The organism is Pseudoalteromonas sp. SG43-3 (assembly GCF_014164385.1).
GTDB lineage: Bacteria > Pseudomonadota > Gammaproteobacteria > Enterobacterales > Alteromonadaceae > Pseudoalteromonas > Pseudoalteromonas distincta.
The window spans coordinates 1-635 of the sequence record NZ_JACJFC010000075.1 but is presented as its reverse complement, the minus strand read 5'-3'; the positions used below and the strand labels follow the sequence as shown (position 1 = coordinate 635).

At 35.6% G+C, this 635-nt stretch carries 1 protein-coding gene; it reads right to left on the bottom strand.

Translation table 11 applies throughout. The features are described 5' to 3' along the window. Window positions 1-122: 122 nt before the first annotated feature. Entirely contained in the window at window positions 123-494 is a 372-nt protein-coding gene (locus H5157_RS21075) for an energy transducer TonB (RefSeq protein ID WP_182725422.1), read from the bottom strand. Between the last annotated feature and the right edge of the window lie 141 nt (window positions 495-635).

Genomic DNA, 635 nt, shown 5'->3' with positions numbered 1-635 from the left:
AAAAGTTGCTATTATTGCCTGTATAAGAAAGCTTATAGTAATCATAAATTCTATGGTGAGGGATGGTGTCATGTGGGATCCTAAAATGGTTTGAAATTAGGAATTGACACCATAGTCACTTGTTATATTTTAAATTCAACTGTTTCTTCTCGGTATACTTTCACAGTTTTACCGTTTAAAAGCGCAGGTTTATAAAGCCATTTACCAAAAGCTCGTTTAGCTTCTTTTTCAAATAAACCTTTGGGTTGAGAATCTAAAACTTTGATCTCCGTCACCTTACCATTCTCAGTTATAACGGCCGACATTTTTACCCAACCCTCAATTTTTTCTTCCAACGCTTTTTTAGGGTACATGGGAGAGATATGAACAATCCATTTAGAAGGAGCATTAACTTGATCAAGTTGATAAACAGTCTGGTCTGCATTTTGATCTACTTGAGTCGACGCACAGCTGATTAAAGTTGAACAAATTAATATTGTTAGAAATTTACGCACGAATCATCCTTAAAATATAGACATAATGACTCCCACACGGTGTTAGCCTCCGCTTTTCGTGGGTTAGCTTAATTCAAAGCCAGAGCCATAATTAGTTTGTCAATTAACTAAACAGCAGAGGCTAACATGAATAAACATAGC